Annotated in this window: 7 protein-coding genes; 3 read left to right on the top strand and 4 right to left on the bottom strand. The window is 65.8% G+C overall.

Annotation, left to right across the window (positions count from 1 at the left end):
• Positions 1-683, bottom strand: a 683-nt coding sequence (locus ACFWPX_RS33595) for a pentapeptide repeat-containing protein (RefSeq protein WP_378932231.1), incomplete at its 3' end; no start/stop codon positions are given.
• A 311-nt stretch (positions 684-994) separates the two neighbouring features.
• Between ACFWPX_RS33595 and ACFWPX_RS33590 the strand changes: the two genes are divergently transcribed.
• Positions 995-1840, top strand: a complete 846-nt coding sequence (locus ACFWPX_RS33590) for an endonuclease domain-containing protein (RefSeq protein WP_378932228.1) — start codon at positions 995-997, stop codon at positions 1838-1840.
• Positions 1841-1914: 74 nt separating this feature from the next.
• Here the strand turns inward: ACFWPX_RS33590 and ACFWPX_RS33585 are convergent, their stop codons facing one another.
• Entirely contained in the window at positions 1915-2637 is a 723-nt protein-coding gene (locus tag ACFWPX_RS33585) for a GIY-YIG nuclease family protein (protein WP_378932226.1), read from the bottom strand.
• Positions 2638-2827: 190 nt separating this feature from the next.
• On the opposite strand from ACFWPX_RS33585, the gene ACFWPX_RS33580 reads away from it, so the two are divergent.
• Positions 2828-3118, top strand: a complete 291-nt coding sequence (locus ACFWPX_RS33580) for a hypothetical protein (protein ID WP_378932224.1) — start codon at positions 2828-2830, stop codon at positions 3116-3118.
• A gap of 33 nt (positions 3119-3151) precedes the next feature.
• Here ACFWPX_RS33580 and ACFWPX_RS33575 read toward each other — a convergent pair whose 3' ends face one another.
• Complete coding sequence (locus tag ACFWPX_RS33575) at positions 3152-3418, bottom strand: hypothetical protein (RefSeq protein ID WP_378932222.1); 267 nt, start codon at positions 3416-3418, stop codon at positions 3152-3154.
• 50 nt (positions 3419-3468) lie between these two features.
• A complete protein-coding gene (locus ACFWPX_RS33570) occupies positions 3469-3726 on the bottom strand; it encodes a hypothetical protein (RefSeq protein WP_378932219.1) in 258 nt (85 codons plus the stop codon).
• Positions 3727-4094: 368 nt separating this feature from the next.
• Here ACFWPX_RS33570 and ACFWPX_RS33565 point away from each other — a divergent pair, with 368 nt between their 5' ends.
• The gene (locus ACFWPX_RS33565) at positions 4095-4277 is read left to right on the top strand and encodes a DUF6011 domain-containing protein (protein WP_378932217.1); all 183 of its coding nucleotides are present in this window, start codon (positions 4095-4097) and stop codon (positions 4275-4277) included.
• Positions 4278-4408 lie beyond the last annotated feature (131 nt).

Raw genomic sequence — 4408 nt, 5'->3', positions numbered from 1 at the left:
TGCCCGCACGTCAGGTCGGCGCCGGAGAGGACCGCACCACGCATATGGGCTGATCGCATCGAGGCGTATCGCAGGTGGCTGTCGGCAAGATTGATGGGGTCCGGGCCGTCTTGGCCGGTGTTCCGTCGGCCGATGACAGTCAAGGCGGCCTGGACATCGAGATCGACGATGCCGCTGACCTCGCAAGGACCGAGGACAGGCAATGGGGTGGCACGGTGCGTGCGAACGAAGGCGCTGACGACCTCGAAGATCATCGATTGATTCGATGCCTGTCCGGGCGACGAGGAGTCCCGAGCGAGCCACTCCAACGAGTAGATGCCGCCCAACCGGACATTCAGCTTGTCGCTGCCGAGTTGTTCGGTCGCTTTGGTGAATCGGTCTGTGAACCAGGTCCGCTGAGTGAGCCCGTACTGATTCTCCGTCGCACGCAGTGATTTTCCGGTGAACAGGACTGCTGCTATCGCGGTCGCGGCGGTGGCCAGCGCGGCGGCCTTTAGCCAGCCGTCCCACACCATCGCCTTGTGAAGAGCGCGGCCGGTGGCCAGTGCCGCACCCTTCCATCCTCCCGGACCGGGCGACGTCGGCGCAGGCGGATCCGCCGGAGCCGGAGCCGGGGTGGGTGGGGGCGCCGGCGCCGGGTCAGGTGCCGAAGCAGGTGCAGGGCTAGACGGTGGTGTGCTCACGCGTGGTGTTCCTCGGTTGCCGATGCCGGGTCGGATATGCGGGTCTGATCTTTCCACGTAACTTCGGTAGCCAGCTCAAACAGTCACCAGCCCAATGGTTTTCCGTATCGCCGCTCGGCGCGGAGATGCGCTTGGCCGACCGCCTGAACTGATTGTCTGTCGGACCCTCGTGACACTGTCGCCTGGTGCCGGACCGAGGGGAACTGGTGCACCGCGTAGAGCCGCGTTGAGGACACATCACGGCGCGATCTGAGCGGCGCGAAAGATCAACTGCGCCTTAACTTGTCAGACCTGGCGCGCACACTGCGAGGATGCTGCTTGTGCACGGTCCTGACGGACCCGAGTTCGTCCTGGAACCTTCCGAGGAGGCGACGATCCGTCTCGACAGCACCCCAGAACTCTGGCTCGAGGAGGAGCTCCGCTGGCTGCGCACCCTGTTGCTCGACGCGGCGGGGTTGTGCCGACCGCATGCGGTCGCGCCCGACGGCGCCACCTACGTCGACACCAAGCGGCCCTGGAACAAGCGCAACTGGGCGGTGTTCGGCAGGGTAACGGCCTTCCATCGCAAGCGGCCCTACATGTTCAACTGCCAGTTCGATAGCAACTGGATGCTGGTGCGCACGGCCACAAATCCTGAACCGCCAAGCTTGGACCGCGGTCAGAAGGCGTGCCGGATCCAGCACACCATCGACGCCGCCGAGCAGGGAGCTCGCCAGCGCGCCGGTGGCGCACGCAAGAAACTCGGCGAAGACCTCGCTCTCGCAGACCTGGTAGAGCAGCTCAAGCAGCTCGACCGCAAAGAATGGTCCCGATTACTCGCACACCTGCCCGCACGGCTGAATCAGCTCACCTTGCGCAGGATCATGATCGAGTTGCTGCTGCACCAGCAGGGAAAGCGCTGCGCCGTCTGTGGCACGAAGCTATCCGGCAAGATCACTTCGCCTCGCGGCTTCTCCTATGCCGTGCTCGATCACGATCACGCCACCGATCTCGTCCGCGGCGCACTGTGCGGGCGCTGCAACTCCGCCGAGGGTGGCGCGCCGACCACGTGGACGGCCGAGCTGGAGCCGCTGCTCGAGGCTTACCGGGCCAATCCACCGGCGGCAGCCTTCGGCTGGTACTACGGGCAACACGAGCCCAGAGCCCCCTGGTGGTGATCAGGGGGCACCGGACGCAAACCGCCCCCGAGTCGACCAGGGTCGGTTCGGGGGCGGGTGGAACGAGGAAACGCTCAGGCGGGTTGTTCGTCGTCGGTGATCCGGAACTCTCTGGAGCGGCGAACTTCCTGGAATGACTCGTAGGTGTACTGCCCTGTCAGTTTCAACGCCGCCTTGAGTCTGGATGCCTCGAACCGCGGTTGCAGGCACTGCTCGAACAATTCGGGATCGGCGGCCTTGACCAGGTCCGGGCTTACTCGGCGCGTCTCGCGGGTCTGCGCCCACGTCGCTACGCCCTCGATACCGCTGGAGGTGCCGATAGCGAGCTTGAGCTCGGTCTCCACGATTGCCTTCTCGGCCCCGAGCCACTCCAGGGCTGTGCGGATGTCTCGCTGCTTCCTGTCCAGTTCCAGCCAGTCCTTCCGCAACTCGGCGGCCCGCTCGTTGCGAGGCAGGATGGTCGACTCGGGCTCGGCCTGTTCGAGCTCTTGGGCCAGCTTCTGATCCGGCAGCTCCTTGTCCAACCACCTTCGGCAGGTGGCGAACACCTCGGTGACCTGGGATTCGGTGAGGTGGTAGATCTCGGTGCCCCCCTCCTCGCTGCGGTCATCGCTCCACATGACCTTGATGTACTTTTCGAGAGCTTGGTGTTCGTCGGTCTCGATCGCGTCGAACAGTGCCAGCTCGTGCGGGCAGCCGGTCTGCAACGAGGACCGTCGCTTGTCCGGCGTCATGGTGGTCTGACCGATCTTGAACAGATTCTCGCGGCCGAGCCGGAAGGCGTAGACGAAACCCATTGCGTAACTCCTTTATGCCCGTAGGGCTTTCAGATGGAGAACGGGTCGAGCGGTGTCGAGATGGTCGCACGGGCCACCGACAGAAACCGGCGGCCTCGACCAGGGGTGGCAGCGCTGAGATCCTGCTCGGCCCTTCAGCTTTCGAGGCGAACAGCCGGATGGTGTCGGTGCCTGAGCGCATTCTGAATCCATGAGCGACTACGACTCCGTGAACGACGCCGCCGCCGCGGCCGCCGCGGCGGCGGGCTGGCCGGACCTCACCGGTGCTCCCAAGCAGATCCCGTGGGGGATCACCTGCCGCGCGGACAAGGTGCGCGAGCTCGAAGCCGCCGACCTGCCCGAGGTGGAGAAGGCCCGGTGGCGCGCGGCGATGCTGCGTGAGACCCGCGCCGGCGAATGGATCGACTACCGCAAACAGCCTTGGGCTGTGCCGGGTCTGATGAACTTCACCGAAGAGGAGCGGAACGCCCTCTTCGGCTGACAGCCATCGCCGGTCAACCGAAGAACGTCCAGCTCATTCCGGATCTCGGAGGGCCTGCTTCAAGACCGCGAGCGCAGCCCGATCAGCCGCAGCTCGATCGTCATCGGTGGGACCGCCCCCGATGCCACCGCGTTGCTGCCAGAGCTGTTCGGCCAGCTCGTGCGCGTACTGCTCGGCCTCGACCTCGAGGACGTGAGCGCGATTCTCGGCGCGGGCGACGGCGGCCTCGTGCGGGTGTTCTCGTTCCCATGCCGCGAGAACACGAACGGCCTCGCTCAACGACATCGGCTGCTCTGTCATGGCGTTCAACGATAGGCGCGGCCCCGGCCGTGCTGGCCCGGATTCCGGGTTCAGTCGCGTCGTGGACGCAGCGCGTAGCCGGGCACGAGTTGGTCGGTCAGCTGTAGCGGAGCCCGGCCGTCGGCGTAGGTGATCGAGTACGTGACCCTGCCCAGCCACTCACCGGAGTAGGTGGGGATCCAGTGGGTGAGCAGGCCGGGGCGCTCCCCGGTCATGTCGACTCCGGCGCCGTTGACGTGGCGGGGTGTGCCCGGATCGCGGATCGCGATGGCATCCAAGCGCACCCACACCGGTTTCGGTGCTCGCATCACGGTCTTCGCGAAGTGTCCCTGCGCGTGCGGATGCTTGGGCTGCGGGGACGTTCCCTCGGTCCGAGCCTCTTCGCCCCCTGCAGCCTCTGCAGCCATTACGGTCACTCAGTCCACGGGGTCAGATCGATCAGCCGCATCGAGAAGGTGTACGCCCCCGGCGCTTCGAGCGTGGCCAGGATGCGGGCATGGGGTGTCCTCGACCTCGACCACACGGAACTGCGAGAGGCCGTTCTTCCCGATTCTGACTAAGTCGCCCACCATCATGAGCACCATTCTAATCGAACGTGTGTGCGAACAGCGGCAGGCTTGTCGGTGGGCCGTGCGATGGTGGGCCGACGATTGCTCACCGGCCGGAGGAGAACAACATGGCCGATACCGCTGACCGACCCGAAGTCCGATTGGTCGCGCACTGCCGACGATGCCGGGGCTGGCTGCTGTCTGCGAAGTCGATCGCCGAGGGCATCGGTCCCACCTGCGCGATGCGTGAACGATCCGAGCAGCGCGCCGCGGCCGCGAACGAGTTGACGCTGTTCGATTTCGCGGCCTGATCACCTGACCCCAGCTGGCAACATGAGAAGGGGGCCCCCCCCCCCGAGCCTCGCGGGGGGGGCCGACAGGATTTTTGGGAACCGGCGGCGGGGACACCCGCGCCATACAAGGGGGGGGGAAAGGCGAAAAA

Origin of the sequence: Nocardia sp. NPDC058518, assembly GCF_042719655.1 — a bacterium.
GTDB lineage: Bacteria > Actinomycetota > Actinomycetes > Mycobacteriales > Mycobacteriaceae > Nocardia.
Note: the sequence above shows the minus strand (reverse complement) of the source record. Positions and strands in the feature narration are given on the sequence as shown.